At 42.7% G+C, this 25,702-nt stretch carries 26 protein-coding genes; 9 read left to right on the plus strand and 17 right to left on the minus strand.

What is annotated here, in order from left to right:
* Positions 1–83: 83 nt before the first annotated feature.
* Both ACFSTG_RS05875 and ACFSTG_RS05880 read right to left on the minus strand, forming a co-directional pair.
* Positions 84–599, minus strand: a complete 516-nt coding sequence (locus tag ACFSTG_RS05875; RefSeq protein WP_380749553.1) for an acyl-CoA thioesterase — start codon at positions 597–599, stop codon at positions 84–86.
* Positions 600–818: 219 nt separating this feature from the next.
* The gene (locus ACFSTG_RS05880; protein ID WP_380749555.1) at positions 819–1,751 is read right to left on the minus strand and encodes an HU domain-containing protein; all 933 of its coding nucleotides are present in this window, start codon (positions 1,749–1,751) and stop codon (positions 819–821) included.
* A gap of 95 nt (positions 1,752–1,846) precedes the next feature.
* On the opposite strand from ACFSTG_RS05880, the gene dprA reads away from it, so the two are divergent.
* Positions 1,847–2,947, plus strand: coding sequence for a DNA-processing protein DprA (gene dprA / locus ACFSTG_RS05885; RefSeq protein ID WP_380749558.1), 1,101 nt, complete (start codon positions 1,847–1,849; stop codon positions 2,945–2,947).
* Here the strand turns inward: dprA and trpS are convergent.
* On the minus strand, positions 2,944–3,912 hold the full coding sequence (gene trpS / locus ACFSTG_RS05890; RefSeq protein ID WP_380749560.1) for a tryptophan--tRNA ligase: 969 nt from the start codon (positions 3,910–3,912) through the stop codon (positions 2,944–2,946). The two genes, dprA and trpS, sit on opposite strands and share 4 nt — an antisense overlap.
* 74 nt (positions 3,913–3,986) lie before the next feature.
* Between trpS and ACFSTG_RS05895 the strand changes: the two genes are divergently transcribed.
* Positions 3,987–4,727: a lysophospholipid acyltransferase family protein gene (locus ACFSTG_RS05895; protein WP_380749563.1), complete on the plus strand. Its 741-nt coding sequence runs from the start codon at positions 3,987–3,989 to the stop codon at positions 4,725–4,727.
* Here ACFSTG_RS05895 and ACFSTG_RS05900 read toward each other — a convergent pair.
* The 3 genes from ACFSTG_RS05900 to recA form a co-directional block, all read right to left on the minus strand.
* Positions 4,724–6,013, minus strand: coding sequence for a hypothetical protein (locus tag ACFSTG_RS05900; RefSeq protein WP_380749566.1), 1,290 nt, complete (start codon positions 6,011–6,013; stop codon positions 4,724–4,726). The genes ACFSTG_RS05895 and ACFSTG_RS05900 overlap by 4 nt on opposite strands.
* Position 6,014: 1 nt before the next feature.
* Positions 6,015–6,557 (minus strand): RNA polymerase sigma factor, encoded by a 543-nt coding sequence (locus ACFSTG_RS05905; RefSeq protein ID WP_380749569.1) that lies wholly within the window; start codon positions 6,555–6,557, stop codon positions 6,015–6,017.
* A 327-nt stretch (positions 6,558–6,884) separates the two neighbouring features.
* Entirely contained in the window at positions 6,885–7,898 is a 1,014-nt protein-coding gene (gene recA / locus ACFSTG_RS05910; RefSeq protein WP_380749572.1) for a recombinase RecA, read from the minus strand.
* Positions 7,899–8,266: 368 nt separating this feature from the next.
* Between recA and trhO the strand changes: the two genes are divergently transcribed.
* From trhO to ACFSTG_RS05940, 6 genes are all read left to right on the plus strand, one after another.
* On the plus strand, positions 8,267–9,298 hold the full coding sequence (gene trhO, locus ACFSTG_RS05915; RefSeq protein WP_380749575.1) for an oxygen-dependent tRNA uridine(34) hydroxylase TrhO: 1,032 nt from the start codon (positions 8,267–8,269) through the stop codon (positions 9,296–9,298).
* Positions 9,299–9,420: 122 nt separating this feature from the next.
* Complete coding sequence (locus ACFSTG_RS05920) at positions 9,421–10,575, plus strand: PSP1 domain-containing protein (protein WP_380749578.1); 1,155 nt, start codon at positions 9,421–9,423, stop codon at positions 10,573–10,575.
* Positions 10,568–11,056 carry a gliding motility lipoprotein GldH gene (locus tag ACFSTG_RS05925; RefSeq protein ID WP_380749581.1) on the plus strand — a complete coding sequence of 163 codons (489 nt, stop codon included), beginning with the start codon at positions 10,568–10,570 and terminating at the stop codon, positions 11,054–11,056. The genes ACFSTG_RS05920 and ACFSTG_RS05925 overlap by 8 nt, the downstream gene beginning before the upstream one ends.
* 13 nt (positions 11,057–11,069) lie before the next feature.
* Entirely contained in the window at positions 11,070–13,394 is a 2,325-nt protein-coding gene (locus ACFSTG_RS05930) for a penicillin-binding protein 1A (protein WP_380749584.1), read from the plus strand.
* A gap of 89 nt (positions 13,395–13,483) precedes the next feature.
* The gene (locus ACFSTG_RS05935; protein WP_380749587.1) at positions 13,484–14,182 is read left to right on the plus strand and encodes a CoA transferase subunit A; all 699 of its coding nucleotides are present in this window, start codon (positions 13,484–13,486) and stop codon (positions 14,180–14,182) included.
* Positions 14,183–14,223: 41 nt separating this feature from the next.
* Entirely contained in the window at positions 14,224–14,877 is a 654-nt protein-coding gene (locus ACFSTG_RS05940; RefSeq protein ID WP_380749590.1) for a CoA transferase subunit B, read from the plus strand.
* A 65-nt stretch (positions 14,878–14,942) separates the two neighbouring features.
* Here the strand turns inward: ACFSTG_RS05940 and ACFSTG_RS05945 are convergent, their stop codons facing one another.
* From ACFSTG_RS05945 to ACFSTG_RS05970, 6 genes are all read right to left on the minus strand, one after another.
* A complete protein-coding gene (locus ACFSTG_RS05945) occupies positions 14,943–15,305 on the minus strand; it encodes a DUF6616 family protein (RefSeq protein ID WP_380749593.1) in 363 nt (120 codons plus the stop codon).
* 142 nt (positions 15,306–15,447) lie between these two features.
* A complete protein-coding gene (locus tag ACFSTG_RS05950; RefSeq protein ID WP_380749596.1) occupies positions 15,448–16,161 on the minus strand; it encodes a 3'-5' exonuclease in 714 nt (237 codons plus the stop codon).
* A complete protein-coding gene (locus tag ACFSTG_RS05955) occupies positions 16,115–17,299 on the minus strand; it encodes a serine hydrolase domain-containing protein (protein WP_380749599.1) in 1,185 nt (394 codons plus the stop codon). The genes ACFSTG_RS05950 and ACFSTG_RS05955 overlap by 47 nt, the downstream gene beginning before the upstream one ends.
* Before the next feature lie 12 nt (positions 17,300–17,311).
* Positions 17,312–17,788 (minus strand): methylated-DNA--[protein]-cysteine S-methyltransferase, encoded by a 477-nt coding sequence (locus tag ACFSTG_RS05960; protein ID WP_380749602.1) that lies wholly within the window; start codon positions 17,786–17,788, stop codon positions 17,312–17,314.
* The gene (locus tag ACFSTG_RS05965; RefSeq protein ID WP_380749605.1) at positions 17,781–18,857 is read right to left on the minus strand and encodes a CNNM domain-containing protein; all 1,077 of its coding nucleotides are present in this window, start codon (positions 18,855–18,857) and stop codon (positions 17,781–17,783) included. Before ACFSTG_RS05965 ends, ACFSTG_RS05960 begins: the two co-directional genes overlap by 8 nt.
* 79 nt (positions 18,858–18,936) lie before the next feature.
* Entirely contained in the window at positions 18,937–19,917 is a 981-nt protein-coding gene (locus tag ACFSTG_RS05970) for a lipoate--protein ligase (RefSeq protein WP_380749607.1), read from the minus strand.
* Between the two features lie 184 nt (positions 19,918–20,101).
* On the opposite strand from ACFSTG_RS05970, the gene ACFSTG_RS05975 reads away from it, so the two are divergent.
* Entirely contained in the window at positions 20,102–22,276 is a 2,175-nt protein-coding gene (locus tag ACFSTG_RS05975; RefSeq protein WP_380749610.1) for a S9 family peptidase, read from the plus strand.
* A gap of 70 nt (positions 22,277–22,346) precedes the next feature.
* Here the strand turns inward: ACFSTG_RS05975 and ACFSTG_RS05980 are convergent, their stop codons facing one another.
* The 5 genes from ACFSTG_RS05980 to ACFSTG_RS06000 all read right to left on the minus strand — a co-directional run bounded on the left by ACFSTG_RS05980 (position 22,347) and on the right by ACFSTG_RS06000 (position 25,702).
* Positions 22,347–22,814: a hypothetical protein gene (locus ACFSTG_RS05980; RefSeq protein ID WP_380749614.1), complete on the minus strand. Its 468-nt coding sequence runs from the start codon at positions 22,812–22,814 to the stop codon at positions 22,347–22,349.
* A gap of 76 nt (positions 22,815–22,890) precedes the next feature.
* The gene (locus ACFSTG_RS05985; RefSeq protein ID WP_380749617.1) at positions 22,891–23,211 is read right to left on the minus strand and encodes a hypothetical protein; all 321 of its coding nucleotides are present in this window, start codon (positions 23,209–23,211) and stop codon (positions 22,891–22,893) included.
* A 69-nt stretch (positions 23,212–23,280) separates the two neighbouring features.
* Positions 23,281–24,246: a porphobilinogen synthase gene (gene hemB / locus ACFSTG_RS05990; RefSeq protein ID WP_380749620.1), complete on the minus strand. Its 966-nt coding sequence runs from the start codon at positions 24,244–24,246 to the stop codon at positions 23,281–23,283.
* A 56-nt stretch (positions 24,247–24,302) separates the two neighbouring features.
* Entirely contained in the window at positions 24,303–25,205 is a 903-nt protein-coding gene (hemF, locus tag ACFSTG_RS05995) for an oxygen-dependent coproporphyrinogen oxidase (protein ID WP_380749623.1), read from the minus strand.
* Positions 25,202–25,702 carry a DUF6973 domain-containing protein gene (locus ACFSTG_RS06000; protein WP_380749625.1) on the minus strand — a complete coding sequence of 167 codons (501 nt, stop codon included), beginning with the start codon at positions 25,700–25,702 and terminating at the stop codon, positions 25,202–25,204. Before ACFSTG_RS06000 ends, hemF begins: the two co-directional genes overlap by 4 nt.

Raw genomic sequence — 25,702 nt, forward strand, 5'->3', positions numbered from 1 at the left:
AAATCTAAGTGCCAGAACTGAGTCACAAAGCTAAGTTCCAACAGCCATGCCTGCAGCCTCTCCTTTAAAAATACATTTAAGTCTTAGGAATTAACAAACAATGCTTTAAGTTCTGTCGCGTCTCCAGGTTTCATTTTTCCGGCAAGAACCAGGGCGAGTTGCTTTCTTCTTAGCGCCGCAGCAAAACGCTCTTTTTCGAGGTCAGTTTCCGGTTCAATAGGTGGGATCTTAACAGGAGTTCCGGTTTCATCTACCGCCACGAAAGTGTAAATAGCTTCATTTGCCTTGCTCCTTGTGCCGCTTTCGCGGTCTTCTACCCACACATCAATAAAGATCTCCATAGAGGTCTTAAAAGCGCGGGAAACGGCAGCTTCTACGGTCACAACACTTCCCAGGGGAACTGCCTTGTTGAATGCTACGTGGTTGACAGATGCGGTGACTACGATCCTGCGGCTGTGGCGCCGGGCAGCAATGCTGGCGGCACGATCCATCCTGGCCAGGAGTTCTCCACCAAAAAGGTTATTTAGGGGATTGGTTTCACTGGGTAAGACCAGATCGGTCATAATAGTTCGGGAATCTTCAGGTGTTTTTGCCTGCATGGAATGAATTTTCGGCAAAGGTAAGCTGCTTAGTATTAAAAAAGGCTTAAGAGCTTATTAAAAAATATGCTGTGAACAGTGATCAGAAGGCAGGACTGAGTCTTCAGTCATCAGGGAAGTATTATTTCTTTAAGGCAGAAAAAACACGGAAGATTATATTTTATCTAAGAATTGGAATTCGGAATTCGGTGCCGGGAATTTCTTTTACTGCTTACTGATCTACAGTTCTTCCACCAATAACCACGCACCGGGATTGGTCTTTTTCACCCTGTACAACTCATTAATTGCATCTCTGCGAGACTCATGACTACTGGAAAGTACCTGGTGTAATCCAAAGCGGTTAGCACCAATTTGTCTGGCTTTAAAGCCCTCTGCCTTAAGTTCTTCTACTGCTTTGGCGGCGTTTTCTTCTTCCCTGAAAGCTCCGGCGACAATATGATAATTTCCGGTTTGCTTAGCAACGTTTAAGGTAACGGCGGGAAGAGGATTGGTAATAACGAAAGTGGCCTGTTGTATCTGACTTTCAAGCTGGGTTGCGGCTTTTTGCTGTTCCGCAATATTGTGTTCGTCAATTTGATTGCTATACAGGTTGAAACCTGCGGCACCACTTAACCCTAATGCTAAGATCCCTACGGCGGCATACTTTATCCAATTGGAACCTGATCTTCTTTCAGGAGTAAAGGCTACCGGTGCTTTTTCTTCCAAAGCGACCGCCTGTTTCTTATAAGTTTCCCGGAGGATCTCTGCAGAGGTGAAGTTACTTAAACCAAAAGCTTCTTTAAGAAAATTTGTTTCTGTGGCAGGTTCAAATTGCAGTTTTTCATCTTTGGTAAGTGTGAATGCACCAATCTTCTCGAAAGTGATCATCCTGTTGTTTTCAAGAACAGAGTTGAGTTCCTGAACAAAGGAATCCATTTTTTGAACTGCTGTGGTGTACGGGATATTCTCCACCTCCCTGATGTAATTAGCCAAAAGACCATCGTTCTTAACCAATTGACGGTTAAAGGAGATCGTCTTCTTTGGAGGATAAAACTCGTTGGTGGTGGAATCAATATGGGCCGAATGCTGTTGCGTAATGAAGGCCCCGAAGCCCGGAAGAATCACACATTCATACCGGTACAAAAGATCGTGGATATAATTTTCTACTGCCATGTTAACAAATGTAAAACATTTTAATTTCAGAAAAAATACTGAGGATCGATTTTATTAACAAATTTTTCTATTAATTTTCTGACCTTAATTTTGCTATGTATCCATCTGATTTACAATTTATTCTGGCTCTTCAACATGTGCCCAATCTGGGAGATGCTACGGCGAAAAAACTCATTCGTCATGCGGGTTCCCCTGAAGCTGTTTTTAAGGAGAAAATAGCTACTCTGCTCAAAATTGATGGAATTGGGAATTCAAAGATATCAGAACTTCACGACCCGGAGCATTTAAGAGCTGCTGAAAAAGAATTGGAATTTATCAACTCAACGGGAATTAAACCTCTTTATTTTTTAGACAAGGATTATCCTGAAAGATTGAAACATTGTTTTGACGGCCCACTTCTTCTTTTCCAAAAAGGAAATATTGACCTCAAAAATAAAAAGGTCATTAGTATCGTAGGTACCCGTAAAGCAACAAATCATGGGATAGCGTTTTGTGAAGAGCTTGTGGCCGAACTAAGCCCGTTAAACCCTGTGATCATCTCCGGATTTGCTTATGGTATTGATATCTGTGCCCAGAAAGCAGCGGTTAATCATAAACTTCAAACCATAGGATGCCTGGCACACGGACTTAACCAGATCTATCCCAGGGTGCATTCAAAATATGTAAAGAGCGTTGAAGAAAATGGAGGCTTTTACACTGATTTCTGGAGTACAGATGCCTTTGATCGTAACAATTTCCTTAAAAGGAACCGTATCATTGCCGGCCTCAGTGAGGCTACCATTGTTATTGAAAGTGCCGAAAAAGGTGGTTCCCTGGTCACGGCAGATATTGCCAATTCCTATAATCGCGAAGTTTTTGCAGTTCCCGGCAGACCATTAGACAGTCAAAGCAAGGGATGTAATATGCTTATCAAATCTCAGCAAGCCCATGTGCTTACGGGAGCTGCCGATATTATTTATATGCTTAACTGGCAGCTGGAAGAAAAAATGAAACCGGTCCAGAAACAACTTTTTGTAGAGCTTGAAGAAGAGGAGAAAAAGCTTTATGGATTTCTTAAAGAGAACGGCAAGGAACAACTTGACCTGATCGCTCTCAACTGTAGCATTCCTACCTTCAAAGCTGCCACCCTTTTACTCAACATGGAATTAAAGGGAGTGGTGAGGCCACTCCCCGGTAAACTGTTCGAGGTGGTTTAATAACCTAATTTTTCACGGACCCTGGCAAGCACATCATCTGCTGTTTTATGTGCTTTTCGGGCACCTATTGACAGGGCTTCTTCGATCTTTTGTGGATTCTGCATATAGAAATCATAAAGCTCCCTTTCCTTTTTAAAACGTTGGGTCATCAATTCATACAAAGCCTGTTTCGCGTGCCCGTATCCATAATTGCCACCCTCATAATTCTTGCGCATTTCGGTAACCTGTTCTTTGGAAGCCATGAGCTTAAAAATGTTGAAAACATTACAGCTATCAGGATCTTTGGGTTCTTCCATTGGTGTGCTGTCTGTCTGGATTCCCATGATCTCCTTGCGCAGCTTTTTATCTGGCTGAAAAATGTTGATGATGTTGCCTTTTGATTTACTCATTTTTGCACCATCTGTTCCCGGAACGTACATTGTCTCTTCTGAAACTCCGGCTTCGGGGACTACAAATGTTTCGCCCATCTTTGTGTGGAACCTTGAAGCCACATCCCGGGTCATTTCAATATGCTGTAACTGGTCTTTCCCTACCGGAACTATTTCTGCATCATATAAGAGAATATCAGCAGCCATTAACATAGGGTAAGAGAATAAGCCCGAATTCACATCTTCCAGCCTGTCTGCCTTGTCCTTAAATGAGTGTGCAAGGGTAAGTCTTTGATACGGAAAGAAACAGCTGAGGTACCAGCTTAATTCGGTCACCTGCGGGATATCACTTTGACGATAAAAAACAGATTTTTCAATATCGAGCCCAAAGGCTAGCCAGGTTGCTGCCGTAGAAAGAGTATTCTCTTTCATCAATGCGGCATCCTTGATCTGGGTTAGCGTATGAAGGTTGGCGATGAAAAGAAAAGATTCATTTTCAGGGTTGTTGGCCATTTCTATAGCCGGAATGATAGCTCCTAATATATTACCCAGGTGAGGGGTTCCTGTGCTTTGAATTCCTGTAAGTACTCTGGACATCTGCTTTTTCTAATTTTCCACAAAGATATCTTTTTAACGGAAATCCTTCAATTCAATTACCTATTTTTGAACCTATGCAAATCCTCCGGTCTTTCCTGATTGCTGTTTGGCGAGTTTGGTTCTATATCTTAATGACCATTCCCATCATCATTTTTTTTCCGTTGTTACTACTGTTTACCTCCCGCACCAAATTCTATCCGCAATTCTTTATCCTGGCCCGCTGGTGGGCATGGTTCATATTGGTGGGAATGGGATTTTTTCCGAAGATAAAAAAAGAACAAAGACTCGAAAAAGGGAAAAGTTATATGTTGGTAGCCAATCACACCTCCATGACAGATATTATGCTCATGCTGGCCGTCGTTAAAAACCCCTTCGTGTTCGTGGGGAAAAAAGAATTGGTCAAAATCCCCCTTTTTGGCTATTTCTACAAACGCACCTGTATTCTGGTAGACCGCGAAAACCAGCGGAGTCGGAAAGAGGTCTTTGACAGTGCCCAGCGAAGGCTGAATAATGGTACCAGTATCTGCATTTTCCCTGAAGGTGGGGTGCCCGATGATGTTGACATGATCCTTGACACTTTTAAGGACGGTGCTTTTAGACTGGCCATTGACCACCAGATTCCCGTAGTCCCCATTGTTTTTTACGACAACAAAAAGCGGTTTCCCTATATCTTTTCAAAAGGTGGTCCGGGAAGAATGAGGGTAAAGTTTAAAAAATTCCTTTGTACAAAGGGAAAGTCCCAGGATGACAAAAAATTTCTGAGAGAGGAAACGCGGGAGGTATTCTTAAAAGAACTTCAGGAAGAAAATTTCTAGAACTTAAAGCTGAAGCCTGAATAAATTCCGAAGTAATAAGGTTGAGAATCAGATGAAGCCGAATTGAAAGTGTTGATCTGGTATTTCAACATAGGTTCCAGGTTAAGCTTGAACTTCTCAGACAAATTATAATCCAGCCCCAAACCAATATTGGTACTGAAGCTGATGTCGTTGAGATTGTTGGCCTTTCCTGTTGCCGAGAGTTCACCGCTGTCGAGGGAAACTTTGTTTTCATCCAGGAATAATGTACTGGCACCCCCTATGATATTAAGTTCAAAACGCTTGTCAATGACATTATACATCATCTCTACAGGCACCTCAATAAATCCCATTTTTTGATTCAACAGTCCCCCATTAAGGCTTTCTGCCGCCGTTTTATTAGTGCTGGGTGCAGGTTGTGCTGGGGTTCCTATCGCGACAGGTTGGGTTACCATCATTTCTCCACCTTTTTCATTAAGGGTCACTGCACTAATGGCCATTGGACCCACTACAGCATTGTATTGGATTCCACGGGTATTATAGCTCATATTGACCTTGTTCACCCCAGATCTTATCTTGATTTTATCTGAGATCGAGTAGGCGATATTAATCCCATAAGAATAAGATACTTCCCCCTCACTGCTGTAATTATTGAAACGCGGATCGATAAAATTCCCTTTTCCAAAGTTTCCATAGTAGATAGGGGCGGCATGAGTGGAGATCTCAAATGTGTTTTTCGGCAAAGAACTTACGACCTCTTCTTCTGCTTCCTTTAGAAGCTCCTCAATTATTGACGGATCTTTAATAAGGAGGGATTTCTCTTTTTCCGGCTTTTCTCCTGTTTCTGTTGTGGCGACCTCATTATCCTTTACAGAAATAGCTTGTTTGGCCGAAGGGGTATTGAGGGACACGACCTGCTCCTCTGTTTTTCCAGCAGTGATTTTTTCTCGTGTTGTTTCTACGGTAGCTTTTTCATCCTGTTCATCTGCCCCTTCTCCAAAATCAAAGAAATTGTTTGCCAGTGGAAACCTGAACCCATTCTCGTTCCCTGTATTTTCCTCGACCTCTTCACTGGCTACAATAGGGGTGGATTGAAAGGGTAAGATCCATTGGCTTATCATAAGAAGTATGGAAAGTACGGCTGCAACCCCGGCGATTCTTGACCATAATGGAAGTACTATTGGTTTTCTTCTTTCCTGCTCCTGCAGTTTGGCAGAAATCGATCTCCAGACTGCTTCATTGGGAGTTGCCTCAAAATCCCGGAATTTCTCCTGGTACAATCTGTCTATGTGCTTCTTCTCTTTCATTTTAAACTGACCGGGCAGTAGATTTTAATAGACTTGTTTCGATTTTTTCTTTTAAAATTACCCGGGCTCTGGCCAGGTTTGATTTTGATGTCCCCGTTGAAATGTGCATGATCTCTGCGATCTCCTTATGAGAAAAACCGTCAAGCACGTACAAATTGAAAACCTGCCGGTACCTGTCCGGAAGCTGCTGAATGATCTCCAGTAAAAAATCTACGGAAACGGTGTCTTCATCAATTTCAATTTCGGGCTCTTTGAGGTGGTCTTCCCTTATTAGTTCAAAAACCGTTTGTTTACGGTATTTCTGAAGGGCAGTATTAATAACTATTCGTTTGAGCCAGCCTTCGAAGGAACCTTTATTCTTATACTGAGGCATCTTTTTAAAGATCATTAGGAACGCATCCTGCAAGTTGTCTTCTGCCTGTTGGTAACTGGCTGAGTATTTTAGACAAACAGGAAATAACTTATGCGCATAGAGCCGGTAAAGCTGCTCCTGCGCCTTTATATCCTGTTTTTTACATTTTTGGATGAGTTGTTTTATGCTCAAATTTGATGTGTTAGGTACTATTCTTCCACCGGAACCTTACTGTTAAAAAAAGGTTTTCTTCCTGCCAGAATTTAAATATATAAAATTCCTGCTGTTCTGCAACAATCTCAAACTCAGCTTTTACCGTTGTTTCGAACGGCTGGCAGTTTTGACCCATTTTAGGCTATAGACCTAACCAGAATTGCCTCATTCTCTCCATCAAATTCTTTCCCCACGATTGGTTTGCAATCCAGGGAGATGGGCAAGGTCTCTTTATATGAGATGCTACTTTCTGCTAATGGTTGCGCTGAAAAAGAAAAAATCCCGAGAATTTCGGGATTTTTAAGTTTATGCCTTTGCGATCTTGATCGCTTCCTTGATCCTGGTTTCAAGTTCCTCCATGAGATCTGGATTATCCTTAAGCAGCAGTTTTACCGCATCACGACCCTGCCCCAGTTTGGTGTCTTCATAGCTAAACCAGGAACCACTCTTTTTGATGATCTCGTAATCAACTCCCACATCAATGATCTCTCCAATTTTGGAGATTCCTTCGCCATACATGATGTCGAATTCTGCTGTTTTGAAGGGTGGAGCAACTTTGTTCTTCACCACTTTGACCCTGGTCTTGTTCCCCTGTACTTCACTGTTGGCATCTTTGATCTGTGTAGACCTTCTAATATCCAAACGAATGGAAGCATAGAATTTAAGTGCATTACCTCCTGTAGTGGTTTCCGGGTTCCCAAACATTACCCCAATCTTCTCCCTTAACTGGTTAATGAAGATAACAGTACAGTTGGTCTTACTAATAGAACCGGTAAGTTTTCTAAGTGCCTGAGACATTAACCGGGCATGAAGACCCATTTTTGAATCTCCCATTTCTCCTTCGATCTCACTTTTTGGGGTCAAAGCGGCAACTGAATCCACTACGATAATGTCAATCGCTCCCGAACGGATCAGGTTATCTGCGATCTCCAAAGCCTGCTCCCCATTGTCGGGTTGAGAAATGATCAGGTTTTCAAGATCGATCCCTAGTTTTTCAGCATAAAAACGGTCAAACGCATGTTCCGCATCTATAAAAGCTGCGATCCCACCCGTTTTTTGAGCTTCTGCAATAGCATGTAAGGTAAGTGTTGTTTTTCCTGAAGATTCAGGACCATATATTTCAATTACCCTTCCGCGGGGATATCCTCCAACTCCAAGAGCCAGGTCCAGTCCTAACGACCCGCTTGAAATAGCATCTACATCCATCACCGCCTGGTCGCTCATTTTCATTACAGTTCCCTTGCCATAGGTCTTATCCATCTTGTCAAGAGTGAGCTTGAGGGCCTTTAATTTTGCTTCTTTTTCTTTCTCGTTACTCATTATTTCGGCTTCTGTTTTATATGATATTGCTGCTAAAGTAATATAAGTTTTTAATTCGTCACAACATTAATACGCAACCTTTTTGCCTTTCCTGCATCTATTAGGTAAAGCAACACATTACTACATGAAATTTTTAAGAAGGAATATTATTATAAGTATTTCCGGTGGTGCTGCAGTAGTCAATCTCAATTGCAGCTGCCGGGTGGACGGTGGCTAACGTTATTTTTATTTTTAGTTGAAGAATTAAAAAATATTAATAACGAATTAGCCGTTCGAAAAAAAATGCCCCGATGCAACATCCGGGCATTTTTTCATTTAAAGCCTTATCTTTGCAGCAAATTTTCTTTAACCTTATAAATTAGTATAGCATGCAACTGTACAATAAATTAAGTGCTAAAGAAAGAGCAGCCCTTCTTGACGAGGCCGGGGAAGACCGGCTTACGCTCTCTTTCTATCAGTATGCAAAAATCGGGAATCCCGATTTATTCAGAAACCATCTTTTTATAACCTGGGACCAAATGGAGGTACTTGGACGCATTTATGTCGCCCATGAGGGGATCAACGCCCAACTTTCTTTGCCGGCAAAAAGATTTGATGAATTCAAGAATTTCCTTGACGGGATCTGGTTTCTGGAAAACGTAAGACTTAACATTGCCATAGAACACGATGTCAAATCTTTCTTGAAACTCAAAGTGAAGGTAAGGGACAAGATCCTTGCAGACGGGTTGAACGATGCTACCTTTGATGTTACCAACAAAGGGGTTCATGTTGATGCAGAGAAATTCAATAAACTTCTGGAGGACCCCAATACTGTGCTTGTGGATATGCGGAATCACTATGAAAGCGAAATTGGCCATTTTCAAGGAGCGGTAACCCCTGATGTTGATACCTTTAGAGACAGTCTTTCAATTATTGAAGAAGATCTCAAAGACCACAAGGAAGATAAAAATCTTGTGATGTACTGTACAGGAGGAATACGATGTGAAAAGGCAAGTGCATATTACAAACATAAAGGTTTTAAAAACGTTTTTCAACTGGAAGGAGGGATCATTGAATACGCCCGGCAGGTTCAAAATCTCAACCTGGAAAATAAGTTTGTAGGTAAAAATTTTGTGTTTGACCATCGCAGAGGGGAACGCATAAGCGAAGACGTTATCTCTAGTTGCCACCAATGTGGAAAACCTTGCGATACACATGTGAACTGTGCCAATGAAGCCTGTCACCTGTTGTTCATCCAGTGTGGGGAATGCTCTGAAAAAATGAATGAGTGTTGTTCAAATAATTGTCGTGACATCGCCGCGCTGCCCTATGAAGAGCAAAAAGCACTGCGAAAAGGGAAGGGAAACAGCAATAAAATCTTTAAAAAAGGTAGGTCTGAGGTGCTTACCTATAAACGCTGACAATTAGTAGGGCAGGAAACGCGTTCCATAAATAATGGTATATTTACCTCAGCAGTTTTATAATTAAAATTCAATCCGGAAGCAGGTACGCCTGGCTTTCAGGATTACAATATATAAAGAGTATGGGATGTAACAGTTGTGCCACCGGCAAAGACGGTCAGCCAAAGGGATGTCAAAACAACGGTACCTGTGGAACAGACGGATGCAACAAATTATCGGTCTTTGACTGGTTGGCAAATATGTCACTTCCGCAGGGTATGGAGCCCTTCAGTTTCGTGGAGGTAAGATTTAAAAACGGTCGTAAGCATTTCTATAAAAATACAGAGAATCTAAGCCTTAGCATGGGAGATGTGGTTGCTACCGAAGCAGCCCCCGGCCATGATGTAGGTGTGGTTGCTCTCACGGGAGAGCTCGTAAGGGTTCAGATGAAAAAGAAGAAGATTAAACCCGATTCAAGTGAGATCCTGCGAGTTTACCGCAAAGCTTCTCAGCGGGATATAGATATATGGCAGGAAGCCCGTGAAAAGGAGGAGAAAATGAAGGTTCGTGCCAGGGAGATCGCCATAAGACTTAATCTTCAAATGAAGATAAGCGATATAGAATTCCAGGGAGATGCCTCAAAAGCCACTTTTTATTACACTGCTGAAGAAAGAGTAGATTTCAGACAGCTTATCAAGGAGTTTGCCCGGGAGTTCAATACCAGGATCGAAATGCGCCAGATAGGCTTCCGTCAGGAGGCTTCAAGACTGGGGGGAATCGGTTCCTGCGGAAGGGAATTATGCTGTTCCACCTGGTTAACCGATTTCAGGAGCGTGAACACTTCCGCAGCAAGATATCAGCAACTTTCGCTGAATCCTCAGAAGCTGGCAGGCCAGTGTGGTAAGCTGAAATGTTGTCTCAACTACGAACTGGATACTTATCTGGATGCCCTTAAAGATTTCCCTAAGTCTGAGGTAAAACTGCAGACCAAAAAAGGAACGGCAGTTTGTCAAAAAATAGATATTTTCCAGGGTCTTCTCTGGTATGCCTACGAAGGTGACTGGAGCAACTGGCATACCTTGACGGTAGCACAGGCCAATAAGATCATTCAAGCCAACGGCAATAAGGAACAGGTGGCAAGTCTGGAAGAGTTTGCCGTAGAAATACAGCAAGAATCTAAACCCGATTTCAACAACGTAGTAGGGCAGGATAGTCTTACACGTTTTGATAATAAGGGCAGTGGGAAGAAAAAGAGAAAGAACAAACGCAAAAAGAGAAAACCTCAGAGGAATGGGTAAGATCGTACCTTTTTTTATCTTTTTGAGTTTATTGTTATTGGTTTCCTGTGATAAAACACGGGTTTACGATGAATATCAAAGTTTGCCGAATACCTGGCACAAGGATTCGGTCGTTGGTTTTAAACTGGAGGCCCCCGATACTCTGAAAAACTATAATCTGTTTATCAATCTTCGGAATAATTCAGATTACAAATACAGCAACCTGTTCCTTATTACTGAGATCAATTTTCCCTACGGAAAAGTTATTTCTGATACGCTGCAATATGAGATGGCGAAGCCTTCCGGAGAATGGCTTGGCACAGGCTTTGGAGAGGTAAAAGAGAACAAGCTTTGGTACAAGGAGAATTTTAGGTTTCCTGAAGCCGGGGAATATACCGTGAACATTCAGCAGGCAATGCGCAAGAGAGACAGTATTACAGGCATAGAAAGTCTTGAAGGTGTTACAGAGGTTGGATTTCGAATAGAGCATTCCGTTAATTAATTTATTATAGCCCATGGCTAAAACAACAGCAAAGGCAAAAAAAGAAGAGGCCACCGAAAAAAGAAAATTCAACAGGTATAAAGTCTGGTTCTGGTCACTCTTCGCCGCAGGGATTTCCCTTATCTTACTATTATTCTTATTGGCCGGTTGGGGCTTATTTGGGCCTATGCCTACCTTTGAGGAACTCGAGAACCCGGAGACCAACCTGGCGACAGAGATCTTCTCATCAGACGGGGAGACACTGGGGAAATATTATAACGAGAACCGTACCCCAATAAAATATGAAGACTTACCTCCACATCTCATAGAAGCTTTTGTTGCTACAGAAGATGAACGATTTTACGATCATTCCGGCATAGATATAAGAGCCACGTTACGTGCCGCGGTTTATTTAGGAAAAAAAGGAGGGGGTAGTACTATCACCCAGCAGTTGGCAAAACAACTTTTTACAGAAAATGCCTCGAGAAATCCGGCTGCAAGGGTACTTCAAAAATTTAAGGAGTGGATCATCGCAACGCGATTAGAACGGCAATATACCAAGGAAGAGATCATTACCATGTACCTTAACAAATATGATTTTATTTATCAGGCGGTGGGGATACGGTCAGCAGCAAAGATCTATTTTGATAAAGAGCCAAGAGACCTTAAACCCGAGGAGTCTGCTGTCCTGGTTGGAATGCTTGTGAACTCTGCTTACTACAATCCGGTAAGGAGACCTGAATTAGTGGAGCAGAGAAGAAATACTGTATTGGGTCAAATGGCTAAGAATGATTATATCACTCAGGAAGAGAAGGATTCTCTGCAGCAGATTCCAATGAAGATAACTTTCACCCCGCAAGGGCATGATGAAGGGGTGGCCACTTATTTCAGGGTATACCTGCAGGGATTCATGAAAGACTGGATCGAAAAGAACCCGAAGCCTGATGGTACCAGTTATAACATTTACCGTGACGGACTTAAAATATACACCAGCATTGACTCACGCATGCAACAGTATGCAGAAGAAGCTGTAAAAATGCATATTCCAAATCTTCAAAAGGAATTTGACCGCCAGAACAAGAATAACAAAACAGCTCCCTTTAGAGATATCACTTCTGAACAAAGGGAGAAATTAATAACCGATGCGATGCGCCGTAGCGAAAGATGGCGTATCCTACAAAGGCAGGGAAAATCTGACGAAGAGATAGCGGCATCTTTCAAAGAAAAAACCCGCATGAGTATCTTCACCTGGAATGGGATCAAGGATACGGTAATGACACCCCGTGATTCAATTTTACACTACAAAGGGCATTTACAGACCGGTATGATGTCCATGACTCCGCAAACCGGAGAGGTGAAAGCCTGGGTAGGTGGTATAAATTTCAAGCACTTTAAATATGATCACGTAAAACAGTCCAAACGCCAGGTGGGTTCTACCTTTAAACCTTTTGTTTATGCCACGGCCATTGACCAGCTGCATTTGTCTCCATGTGATACTTTACCACAAAGCTTGCACACTATTGAAGCGGGAAGACACGGGACTCAGAATGACTGGACTCCTCGCAACAGTAACAATGAATACAACGGAATGTTAAGTTTAAAAAAAGGTCTGGCCGAATCGGTCAATACGGTTACCGCGAGATTAATTGATCGTACCGGGCCCAAACCCGTTATTGAGCTTATTGGCAAACTGGGGATTGACACCAGGGATATCCCTGAAGTTCCATCTATTGCTTTAGGTACCGCAGATCTTAGTGTTTTTGAAATGGTCTCGGCCTATAGTGCCTTTGTGAATGAAGGGGTTTATGTAAAGCCGGTTATCGTGAGCAGGATAGAAGACAAGAATGGAACCATTCTTTACCAGCACCTACCAGAGACGAGAGACGTATTGAGTAATGAAACAGCATATGTTACAGTGAATCTTATGGAAGGGGTTACCCGGTATGGTTCAGGAACCAGATTAAGAGGGGATTGGGCTGTGAACGATCCATACTATAAAAGCGTGGTTACAGGCTATCCTTATAATTTCACCAATGCAATTGCCGGTAAAACAGGTACCACTCAAAACCAGAGTGATGGTTGGTTCATGGGTATGGTGCCAAATCTTGTAACCGGGGTATGGGTTGGAGCTGAGGACAGGGCCGTCCATTTTCCAGGTATCAGGTATGGGCAGGGAGCTGCCATGGCACTTCCTATTTGGGGGATCTATATGAAGAAAGTATATGCAGACAGCCAGTTGGATGTTTCAAAAGAAGATTTTCCCAAACCTGACACCATTACTATCCATACAGATTGTGATACCTACGGAAAAAGAGATTATGAGGAGGAAGATTATATTCCTGATGAATTGGATTTCTAAAAAGGTAAATTCTGAAAAATTTATTAGTGGGCCTGAAGCATTGCGACAGGCCCTTTATTTTTGTATTTTTCGGAATAAAATAATACATAATGATCAAGAAAACTGTAGAAGATGTTTCTAAAGCCCTGGAAGGAGTTCATGACGGAATGACTTTTATGCTTGGTGGATTTGGATTAAGCGGAATTCCCGAAAATGCCATTTCTGAACTGGTGCGTCTTAACCTGAAAAATCTAACCTGTATCTCCAATAATGCCGGAGTTGATGACTTCGGATTAGGTTTATTACTCCAAAAGAAACAGATCGATAAAATGGTTTCTTCCTATGTGGGGGAGAATGCTGAATTTGAGCGACAAATGCTCAGCGGGGAACTGGAGGTGGAACTCACCCCTCAGGGCACTCTAGCCGCGAAATGTCAGGCAGCTCAACAGGGCTTCCCGGCCATTTATACTCCGGCAGGATATGGAACTGAGGTAGCTGAAGGAAAAGAAACCCGTGAATTCGATGGAAAGATGTATGTCCTTGAGGAAGCCTATAAAGCCGATTTCGCTTTTGTAAAAGCCTGGAAAGGAGATGAGGCTGGAAACCTCATTTTTAAAGGGACAGCACGAAACTTTAATCCCGTGATGTGTGGTGCTGCTACAATTACCGTAGCCGAAGTGGAAGAACTGGTAAAACCGGGAGAACTTGATCCTAACCAGATCCATATCCCCGGAATTTTTGTGCAGCGAATTTTTCAGGGGAAAGATTATGAAAAACGCATTGAGCAGAGAACAGTTCGGAAAAAATAATCTTCAAATTTTCAAATCCACCAATCTTCAAATTATAGAAAATGTTAGATAAAGAAGGAATCGCAAAGCGAATCGCAAAAGAAGTAAAGGACGGGTATTATGTCAACCTGGGGATTGGTATCCCTACTTTGGTTGCTAATTTTGTTCGCGACGACATACAGGTAGAATTTCAAAGCGAGAATGGGATCCTGGGAATGGGGCCTTTTCCTTTTGAAGGAGAAGAGGATGCCGATCTTATCAATGCCGGGAAACAAACCATCACGGCCTTGCCGGGAGCCAGCTTTTTTGACTCGGCAATGAGCTTCGGAATGATTCGCGGGCAGCATGTGGATCTCACAATTCTGGGAGCCATGGAAGTCGCCGAGAACGGTGATATCGCTAACTGGAAAATTCCGGGGAAGATGGTTAAAGGAATGGGTGGTGCCATGGATCTTGTGGCAAGTGCTGAAAATATTATTGTCGCAATGATGCACACTAATCGGGCGGGCGAATCAAAACTTTTGAAAAGATGTACCTTGCCTCTTACAGGGGTTGGTTGTGTTAAAAAAGTGGTGACCAATCTTGCAGTTCTTGAAATTACTGAAGGCGGTTTTAAACTCCTGGAAAGAGCTCCCGGAGTAAGCGTGGAAGATATTAAAAATGCGACGGAAGGGACCCTTATCGTCGAAGGGGAAATTCCCGAAATGACATTATAACAGCTATTATAGAAGAACAAAAGGTCCCTGAAATTTACTTTTCAGGGACCTTTTTTTTATGAGGTTTAATCAATGATCGAAGTTGAATGTTCTTCCAGGTTGACCAGAAAATCGATTGCTTCATTAAGTGGCATGATCTTTCCCCGGGAATTGACCTGTGAAAAATATTTATGCCATTTGGCTTCTTCAATACCTTTTTCAAATCTTTCCACATCGTCCAGAGAAGGGATCTTCCAGATGGCCATATACCGGTAATCACTTCTGTAGGGAGTATGTTCATCATTCATAGCCCATCCCAGGTTCTCAACACCGGCTTTGGAAAGATCGTTTATCGCTTCCCCCACTTTGTTCATGTAGTTTCGGCGCTCCTCCTTGGAAAGATCCATCCATTTTTGGGTGACATTCCATTGTTCAACGTATAGATACATAATTTTTAATTTTTGGTTACAGTTGGTTTAAGAACGGCTGATTTTCATAAGAAAAACCGATCTGTACTTAAATATACCAATTTATTGAAAAACAGCGGTAAGCGATAACAAAGGATTAATAAAACAGGAAGGACGAAAGAGGTTATACAGAAAGTATCTCTTCCTCATTTAATAACTCTTCCTGCCGAAGTCTAAGAACTACCTGGGCAATTGCCACCACATCTTTTTCGCAATAAAGAATGATGCGGTCCAGATTCCCTTCTTTGTAATATACGTCCCTAACCTCGCTGCCTTCAATATCATCTTTGGGGGAAGGTATTCTCAATACATTACATAATAACCTAAGGGAGGTGTAATGTTTGTAATCACCAAATTTCCATAATTCGAGAGTGTCCAGGTGCGGTACTTCCCATGGTTTTTTCCCGAAAAGATCCAGCTTTACCGGCAACTCTATATTGTGAATCAGCATTCTTCGGGCTATGTAGGGAAAATCGAATTCTTTCCCGTTATGGGCACAGAGGAGATGCTGCGGTCTTCCAAAATGGTCCTCCAGCAGGGTCTTGAATTCCCCGAGCAATTTCTTTTCCTCTCCATGGAAGGTGGTTATCCTGAAGGTTCTCATTTCACCTTTCAGCGCGAAATACCCAACAGAGATACAAATGATCTTTCCAAATTCTGCCCATATGCCGGCACGATCGTAGAATTCTTCAGGGGTGAAATCTTCTTTTCGCTGGTATTGGGTTTTTAGCTCCCAAAGCTTCTTTTTTTCTTCGGAAAGTGCTTCGAAGGTTTCGTTTTCAGGAACCGTTTCAATGTCCAGGAATAACAGGTTCTTTAATGATATCTTTTTGATCATATTGGCCGGTCATTTTTAATACCTCCTCAATATAAACATAAAAATCGTCATGATGAGCCTGCTTTTCAGGCTTGGAAATATGTTCCCTGCCCAGTCTAACAATGATGAGATCATCTTCAGGAATAACAATCACATATTGACCAAAGAGGCCACGCATATAAAAGATATTTTTCCCCATCTTCTCTGCGAGCCAAATTCCGTAGCCAAAATGTGGGGAATCCTCAAACCTGGGTCTTATGGAAGTAGCTATAAATGCAGAGTCGAGGAGCTGTTCTCCATTCCATTTCCCGAAATCTTTGTAAAGTTTTCCAAAACGCGCCAAATCGCGGGCGTTGGAGGCTATGCAACAGTAAGCTTTTTCAAGTCCGCTCTCTTTGCTGTCCAGCTGCCATAGGGCATCGCTCCTCATCCCCATGGGTTTCCAGAAGCTTTCGCTGAGGTAGTTGGAAAGTTTTTTCCCCGTTGCTTTTTCCAGAATCATAGCTAACAGGCTGGTGTTTCCACTCAGGTATTCGAATTCTTCCCCCGGGCCTTGAACCACCTTCAGCGAAAGGACCTGCTCCCTGATGTCCTCCCCAAAATAAGCCCGGGCATTCATGGAAAACGGATTAAAATAATTCTCATCCCAGTTGAGTCCCGAAGACATAGAGGCAAGATCGCCTACCGTAAGCCGCCGATCGAACTGCGGAAAGTAATCTGCCACCGGCTGCTCCAGGCTGTCAATATATCCTTCAGAAATTGCCTTACCCAAAAGAGCTGCTGTAACACTTTTTGCGATTGAAAAGGAATTAGTCCGTGAGTCGGGTCCATATTCCTCGCGGTATTCTTCAAACCATATACTGTCATTCTTAATGATGAGAAAGGCAACGGTTTGTAGCTCTCTGTTGATCTTTTCCAGCTCCGGGGTAGGTGTCACCTGATTGTAATTCTGGTGCAAAGGCCATGGTTGGGGGTCTCCCGCTTCTATTTTACGGGTTTCAAATTCTGTATGATCGTCAATATGGGCGGTGGCATGCCCACTCAACCAGGTGGTTTTTATCGCTTTAAAAATATAGTCATAGTTGAAAGCATAGATCAACAACACGGCTGCGACCAGAAAAAGGAGTATTCCCGTAAATATTTTTTTGAAGGTCTTCATGCTTCCCGAAACTTAAATGAAAAGTACCTGTTGCTTCTCGGGTCTTTCATGCTCTAACAGCCACTTTTTCCTCCACAAGCCGCCGGCATAACCCGTGAGGGAACCATCACTTCCAATAACCCGGTGGCAGGGAATAAGGATCCATAACGGGTTTTTTCCGTTTGCTGCAGCCACCGCTCTTATCGCCAACGGATTCCCGAATTCATTGGTTAGCTCTTTATAGGTACTTGTCTTTCCATAGGGAATGTTTTGTAGCAGCTTCCAGATTTTCTTCTGAAAATCTGTTCCTTCGGGGTTAAGTGTGAGATCAAAAATAGTCCGTTTTCCTGCGAAATATTCCTGCAATTGCTTTACGGCTGGTGCAAGTTCTTTGGGTACTTCAAGAGAAACCTCTGTATTATCTTGGGTAATAGATACCCGGGAGATCCCGTTCTTATCTCCTTCAATAGTGGCAGTTCCCAATGGAGTTTTCAAAAAGGTCTTATTCATTTTTTTCTTCGTCTTTTTTTAAAAGTCCCATTTTTCGCGCTCGGCGTTCCCAGTTCTGCCTTGCCAGTACCTGCATATCTTCAACATTGTCACTTTCGTCCATGATCTCCAGCCCAAGCAAGGTTTCAATAATATCCTCCATAGTGACCAGCCCAATATTATTTCCGTATTCATCTACGACAATGGCAAGATGGGTTCTTTTTTGCAGAAACCGGTCAAAAAGCTCAGGGACTGGCATTTCCTCAGAAATGATATGAATATCACGCTTTAAAGAAGCCAGGGGTTCAGGCCCTTTCTCGTCAATCATCTCCTCAAGTACCTCATCTTTTAGTATGAAGCCGGTAATATTAGCGGGGCGTTTGTTAAAGACAGGTATCCTTGAAAACTTCAGGTTCTTATGTGTTCTGTGGAATTCCTCTATTGTAGTGTTCTCATCTTCGGTTACAGCTACAGAAAATGGAGTCATCACGTCTTTAGCGGTGACATTTTTAAAAACCAGCATATTTTTTATGACTGTGGTCTCCTGTTCCTCAAAAATACCTTCTTCTTCGGCGACATCTGTAATTGCCATAAATTCTTCCCGGCTCATAGTGCTCACATGCGCCGATTTTCCAATAAGTTTCGTCGTGAGCATCATTAGCCACAGGATCCCTGTATACTTCAGGAGAAAAACAAAGATCTTCAAGGTTTTTGCTGTGAAGTTCCCCAATGACTTCCAGTAGGTGGCTCCAATGGTCTTCGGGATTATTTCAGAGAGGACTAAAATAGCCAGGGTCATTAATGCTGAAACGATCCCAACCATGTTACCGCCATCACCAAATACTTTCTCGGCCTGAACCCCCACGAGGATAGCTCCAACAGTATGGGCAACTGTATTGACGGTAAGGATGGCGATCAAAGGTTTATCTATATCCTGTTTAAAATGGGTAAGGGTTCGGGCATATTTTTTACCTTCCCTTGATTTCATTCTGATGTAGGAAGGGGTGATGCTCAAAAACGCTGCTTCCAGTATGGAACATAGAAATGAAAAGAAGATCGAAATAAAAGCATACGTCAATAATAATCCCATAGTAACCTGCAGGTTTGGAAATCAAGATAACAAAAGTTATCAGGAAAAATGGCAGCGTTGATTTAAACTTAACGTAGTACTAGAACATGATTGAAATCAGGTCATCTTCAGAGATCTTGTTGAAGTATTCTTTTAAGTTAAAGGGTTCGAGTTTTGCCCTTATTTCTTCTTCCTCGTGTTTGGTATTCTCCAGGGCCTTTTCTATGGGATGAATGTCCCTTATATGAAAGAAATCTCCCGTAATCTTTACGTCCTTTATGATTCCGTGAACCACATTCATGTTCATTTCGATGGTGCCACCCTCGGTACGGGCTCCCTGCTTAAAATTATATTCGGGGGAGTAGCCAAAATTCCATTCCCAGGTGCTGTATTTTTCATCCCTTATCTCCTGTATTTTGTTGAGGTCATCTTCAGTGAACTCATACAGACGGGCGTCCTTAAACTGGTTAATAATATACTGCATTATTTTATCGGTAAATTCATCCAGGCTTATCTTTACCGGTAGATGGTCACTAATGTTGGTGACCCGGTTGGGAACAGAACGAACGCCGCGGTCTTTATACTTGAGTGGATTTACCTTCAAAGCGCCACTTATATCTGTCATTTCTGAAGAAAACAGCAGGGTTCCGTGATGCAGGACTTTGTTTTTGAAGACGTGCTCTGCATTACCCGAAAATTTCTTTCCTTCTATGGTTAGATCATTCCGGCCCTCAAATTTTGCGTTCACCCCCAGTTCTTTTAAAACTTCAATAATTGGTTTGGTATATCTCTGGAAATCGATCATTTCATAGCTGTCCCCGGTACGGGTAAACGAAAAGTTGAGGTTGCCCAGGTCATGATAGACCGCTCCACCACCAGAGAGACGTCGCACCACTTTGATCCCGCGCTCTTTGACATATTCATGGTTGATCTCGGCCAGGGTGTTTTGATGTTTTCCAACAATTATCGCATTGTCATTACGCCAAAGCATGAAACAATCTTCCTTAATGTGTTTGAATATATATTCATCTGTGGCTATGTTGAAATAAGGGTCGGTGGAATGGTGTTTTATGCAGAGCATGAGCGGTGTTTTGTGGTTTTCCTTCAAAAATAAGAAAGCTTGCGCTGAAAGCCGGAAAATTACGGTTATTTCTCAGCTCCAATTCATATGTGCCCTTGATCCAAAGAAAAAGGAAATGTTTATCTTGGGCTAAATTCTTTACCGGATTTTTCTTTCGAATTTATAACTGTTTAATCATCTTCATATGAAAAAATCTTTTTTATCCATTTTAATGATCGTGCTGATATTCCATTCAGTACAGGCGCAGGATACCCGAAAGGAAGTCACTGCCGAAGATTATGAACAGGCCGTGAAATTCCTCAGGTTCAATACGAATCCCTTAATAGAAAGAGCTAATGTGAGACCTACCTGGCTGAAAGACGGGCGCTTCTGGTACCAGGTGTCAACTGCAGAAGGAACTGAATATGTACTGGTGGACCCAAAAACAGGAAAAAAGAGAACGGCATCTTCAAAAAATGAGCTTCTGGAGGGAATTCCTTCAGAAAGTAAAGCTGATGTTAAAGGGTCTGAAGTGGTCTCACCTGACCGAAAGAAGGTAGCTTTCATTCGTGACTGGAACCTTTGGATGAGAGATCTTGAAACCAACGAAGAAACTCAGCTAACTACAGACGGGGAGGAGAATTTTGGATATGCTACAGATAATGCCGGATGGAGAAAAAGTGATAAACCTATTCTTCTCTGGTCACCAGATTCAAAGAAGATCGCCACCTACAGGCAAGACCAGCGACATGTAAGTGATATGTACCTGGTGGAAACCACAGTGGGAGCACCAAAGCTCCAGGCATGGAAATATCCGCTTCCCCAAGATGAGGAAGTCATCAAAATTCACCGTGTAATTATAGAGGTTGAGGAGCCAAAGGTGATCCCCTTACAGGTGAAGGCAGACCCGCGTCGCGGAACCCTTTGTGATGATATATCATGTTCGGGCGCATTTGATGATAATTACTGGAATGAAGATGCCACACAATTGGCTTTTGTTTCCACCTCAAGAGACCATAAGGAGGCGAAACTGCGTATTGCCGATGCTAAAACCGGGGAAGTACGGGAGATTTTTGAGGAAGTAGTGGAGACCCAATATGAATCCGGGCAGGGGAGTATCAACTGGAAGTATCTGCCAAAGAGCAATGAGATTATCTGGTATTCTGAAAGGGATGGCTGGGGCCATCTTTACCTTTATGATCTAAAAACCGGAGACCTGAAACATCAGATCACGAAGGGTAATTTTGTAGTGACCCAGCTGGTGCATGTGGATGAAAAGAACCGCACCTTATATTTCGAGGCAAACGGAATGGAGAAGAGTAGAGATCCATATTTTTCACATTTGTACAAAGTGGATTTCAGCGGAAAGAACCTGAAAGTCTTAACTCCGGAAAATGCCAATCATCGTATCTCTTTTTCTCCCGATCATCAATTTTTCGTAGATAATTATTCCACCCCTAATACCCCTCCTGTGGCCGTGCTGCGCAACAGGAATGGAAAAGAGATTGCGGTGTTGGAAAAGGCTGATATTTCCCGTCTCGAGGCTTCGGGTTGGAAAGCTCCGGAACCAATTACTGTAAAATCTGCAGATGGTCAATGGGATCTTCAAGGCTTGATGTTTACCCCTACCCATCTGGATGAGAATAAAAAATATCCGGTGGTGAATTACGTCTATCCCGGTCCGCAAGGGGGAAGTGTTGGAAGCCGGAACTTTTCAGCGGCCCGAAGCGATCATCAGGCTTTAGCCGAACTGGGTTTTGTAGTTATTCTTATAGATGGCTCCTGTAATCCAGGCCGTTCCAAGGCATTCCATGATGCCTGTTACGGAGATATTTCAGGTAATACCCTGGAGGATCAAAAGGCCGGAATTCGGCAACTTGCTGAAGAACATCCTTTTATAGATGCTGAAAAAGTAGGGATCTGGGGTCATTCCGGTGGTGGTTATGCAGCCGCCGCAGCGATGTTCAGGCATGGGGATTTCTATTCCGTAGGAATTGCAGAATCGGGTAATCATGATAACCGAAATTATGAAGATGACTGGGGAGAAAGATATATTGGTTTAATGACGATGGGCGCAGATGGAGTTGATAATTATAACGAGCAGGCGAATCAGGTATACGCAGAAAACCTGAAAGGAAAACTATTGCTCGCCCACGGCGGACTCGATGATAATGTGCCTCCCTATAATACTTATTTGGTTGTTGACGCGCTCATAAAAGCCAATAAAGATTTCGATCTTATTATTTTTCCCAACGCCCGTCATGGTTTTGGAGAGGATTCTTACTATATGATGCGCCGCCGCTGGGATTATTTCGTGGAGCACCTGCTTGGAGCTACCCCGCCGGCGAATTTCGAGATAGAACCGCCACAACGAAATTGAAATTAATTAACAAAGATGTATAAATAAAAACAGGAGTGAGACTCCTGTTTTAGAAAAAAATGAGGGACGCTTATTTCGCCGAAACTATCTTCTGCCATTTTATGGCTGTCTGAAGTAGTTTCTCCTTTTCGGTTACGGCGTTTTTTCCTTCCCTGTAGAAGATCACTTTTTCATAAGGCTCTTTTCCATTCTTCAGGGTAAGAGAGATCTCCTCCACATCATCAAGCAGGGTGGTGGTATGATTAAGATGGTACTTTTTAACCACTTCTGCCGAGGTGACTTTATGTAAGTCAATTAGGTGGGTCTTTTTGTTTTCCGGGGTTAAAACCAGGAGTTTTTCCGCAGTTTTATCCAATCCCAGAGCGAGTAAGGGGAGAAGATCAAGCTGTGAAAGATTCATGCCAACATTGGCCGCGGTTATTCTCATTTGTTTGGCAGTCTTTTTTTCCTGCATGGACTGGTTATATATGAGGTAACCAATAGGAGTTATAAACAACAGTAATAACCCAATACCCAAAAGGGTGGATCCTGTATCCATTTTCTTTAATTATTTGTTTATGTATTTTTTAAATTGATCCTGAAAATAGTTGCTTAGAAGACAACCGGGTGTTCTATCAGGTAAAAAAATGAGTGGGAAAGATGTATGCGGTTAATTCTGATCTTAAGTCTCTTCGGAAGAAGTACGCAGATGTTGTATTCTTCGGGATACTTTCAGACACAATGCTGTCAGAAACTGAAGAAAAGCTTCCGGAGAAATAATTTTCAGAAGGATCTGAGATCTTTTGGAAAGGATTCTCCATGATAGCCCAGGTTGGACCCACGGGAATTGCGAAATTCGTTTCGGAAAACGGATCATCAGAACGGAATTCTTCTGAAGTAAAGCCATAAGAGAACTCCCCACCTAAACTCAGGAATATGAGCAGGAGAATCAACATTTTACCCGGGATATGGGAAGCTTTTTTCACCCTCTAAAATTACGAAGAAAAAGGTTTCCTGCTGCTGCCCTATAATAATTTAACGGCGTCTTTGGCAAAGTAACTGGCGATCACATTCGCCCCGGCTCTTTTAATGGCCGTGAGCTGCTCCAACATCACGGCATCATGGTCAAGCCATCCTTTTTCTGAAGCTGCCTTGAGCATGGAATATTCACCACTCACCTGGTAAACCGCCACGGGTACTTGTACAGCCTCCCGAATGTCTCTCACAATGTCAAGGTAACATAAACCGGGTTTCACCATAACGATATCTGCTCCCTCTTCAATGTCCATCAGTGTTTCCCTGAGCGCTTCTTTGCGGTTGGAAGGATCCATCTGGTAAGTCTTCTTGTCCCCAAAACCCGGTGCAGAATCCAGTGCATCCCTGAAAGGACCATAAAAAGCCGAAGCGTATTTTGCGCTATAGCTCATAATACCCGCGTTGACATAATTCTCTCTTTCCAATAGTTCGCGTATGCATTTTATCCTTCCATCCATCATATCGCTGGGGGCCACAAAATCTGCTCCGGCCTTAACATGGGAAAGTGACATTTTTGCCAACACTTCTGTAGTGGCATCGTTCACGATCTCTCCTTTTTCCACGATCCCGTCATGCCCGTAGGAGGAATAAGGATCTAGAGCAACATCTGTCATCACCAGCATCCCCGGTACAGAATCCTTGATGGTCTTAACGGCGCGTTGCATAAGTCCGTTTGGGTTTAATGCTTCAGTACCTTTGTTGTCTTTCAACTCATCGGGTACTTTCACGAAAACAAGTACAGATTTAAGTCCCAGGTCCCAAAGTTCCTTTACCTCATGTTTTAAAAGGTCAAGGCTGTAGCGATAATAGTTGGGCATAGAGGCGATCTCTTCCTTCACATTGGTACCTTCCACTACAAAGAGAGGAACGATAAAATCATCGGGAGTGAGGGAGTTTTCGCGCACAATGCTCCTTAAGGCTTCAGTGGTTCTTAATCTTCGGTTTCGTATTAGCATAATTCAAAGTTCAAAATTCAAGAATATTAATTTTTATATTTTTCTGACCACTGGACCTAAACCCACTCCCTGGGATCTTTTAAGACCTGCAATAATCTTTCTTCCTCGGTTCCTTTTTCCGGAAGATGGTCATACACCCATTGTACATGTGGCGGAAGGCTCATCAATATACTTTCAATACGGCCATTGGTCTTTAGCCCGAAAAGGGTGCCTTTGTCATGTACCAAATTGAATTCTACATACCTGCCGCGGCGTATCTCCTGCCACTCTCTCTGATGATCGTCATAAGACAGGTTCATTCTTCGCTGAACAATGGGAGCATAAGCCTCTAAAAAGCTATTTCCCACATCGGTTACAAAGTTATACCATTCTTCTGCACTTTTTTCTTCGGAAGGTTTCAGGTAATCAAAGAACAATCCTCCTATGCCGCGTGCTTCATTCCGGTGAGAATTATAAAAATATTCATCGCATTTCTTCTTAAAATCCGGATAGAATTGTGGATCATGCCTGTCACAGGCCGCTTTACAAACCTGATGAAAATGCTTTGCATCCTCTTCAAAAAGATAATAGGGGGTAAGATCCTGTCCTCCTCCAAACCAACTGTCTACAACAGACCCTTGTTTGTCATACATCTCGAAATAGCGCCAGTTGGCATGTACGGTGGGAACCATTGGATTTTTAGGATGTAATACCAGACTAATTCCGCAGGCGAAAAAATCAACGTCCCCTACGCCAAAATGCACTTGCATTGCCGGCGCTAAAGGTCCGTGGACTTTTGAGATATTCACACCGCCCTTTTCAAAGACGGCCCCGTTCTCAATCACCCGGGTACGACCACCGCCACCTTCTTTCCGGTTCCAGAGATCCTCCCGAAATTTGGCTTTGCCATCAATTTCTTCCAGGGCACCGGTTATGCTATCCTGCAGTTGCTCGATGTAGCTGTAAAACTTTGATTTCATAATGGCGTTTCGAGTTTGTCGATAAAAATTAATTTTTCCTTCACTTCTTCAATTTCTGCCAGACTCTGAACTTTTACTGCTTCCGCTGTCATATGTTGTAGAACCGGTATGATCTCCAATTTTTTTCCGAAGGAATTATAAAACAGTTCTCTTCCTATCCTGTTATTGTGGATATCCATGTTTTTTGCAAGTTCGTCATTTGGCGAGAGCCGCTCATGAAGATCGGTTATCTTTTTGCTCCAGCTCATGGTTTTTTCAGGGGATTTGGAAACCGGTAAACAGTATTGACAGATCAAATAGTTCCACAGCGCGTGACGAAATGCGTTGGTCCTGTTGTCTTCATGGTGCAAATCTTTATAAAGATGATCGCACATAGCTACTGTTTTCCGGGTAGCTTTATAAGTGGGAAGGAGGTATAAAGGATACCTTAAAAAGACACCCGAAAGAACCACGAGTTCCCTGGGATTAAGGCTCGCTATTCTTCTACCTAATACCAC

This window comes from Salinimicrobium flavum (assembly GCF_042684505.1).
GTDB classification, from domain to species: domain Bacteria; phylum Bacteroidota; class Bacteroidia; order Flavobacteriales; family Flavobacteriaceae; genus Salinimicrobium; species Salinimicrobium flavum.